Here is a 774-nt window from a genome sequence, read left to right as displayed (position 1 = left end):
TCATATGTCACCACTTGACCTACTGGATAGGTTGGAGCTGTTGCTGGGTCAAATGCCAAAATACCAGCTAACCCTACTCCGGTTGCCCCGGTATCTCCTGTTGCACCTGTAGCTCCTGTTGCACCTGTAGCTCCTGTTGCACCTGTAGCTCCTGTCGCTCCCGTATCTCCCGTTGCACCTGTGGCTCCGGTTACTCCGGTCGCTCCCGTATCTCCCGTTACACCTGTGGCTCCGGTTACTCCGGTCGCTCCCGTATCTCCCGTTGCACCCGTGGCTCCGGTTACTCCAGTCGCTCCTGTATCTCCCGTAGCGCCAGTGACTCCGGTTACTCCAGTCGCTCCCGTATCTCCCGTTACACCTGTGACTCCGGTTACTCCAGTCGCTCCCGTATCTCCCGTTACACCTGTGGCTCCGGTTACTCCAGTCGCTCCCGTATCTCCCGTTACACCTGTGGCTCCGGTTACTCCGGTCGCTCCCGTATCTCCCGTTACACCTGTGGCTCCGGTTACTCCAGTTGCTCCCGTATCTCCCGTTGCACCCGTGGCTCCAGTTACTCCGGTCGCTCCCGTATCTCCCGTTGCACCGGTCGCTCCAATTGCTCCTGTCGCTCCGGTTGCGCCTGTATCTCCTGTAGCGCCGGTCGCTCCTGTTCCTGTGGCTCCCGTGGCACCCGTATCTCCTGTGGCTCCTGTCGCTCCGGTTGCGCCTGTATCTCCTGTAGCACCGGTCGCTCCTGTTCCTGTGGCTCCAGTTGCGCCCGTTGCTCCTGTGGCT

At 60.5% G+C, this 774-nt stretch carries 1 pseudogene; it reads right to left on the bottom strand.

The features are described from left to right. Window positions 1–774, bottom strand: a pseudogene (locus ACTJKA_RS19920) (hypothetical protein); the annotation flags it as partial.

The organism is Bacillus sp. 22190 (assembly GCF_052045575.1).
In the GTDB taxonomy this organism is placed as follows: domain Bacteria; phylum Bacillota; class Bacilli; order Bacillales; family Bacillaceae; genus Bacillus; species Bacillus altitudinis.
The sequence above is the reverse complement of the archived record's forward strand: the minus strand, read 5'-3'. Positions and strand labels throughout refer to the sequence as shown.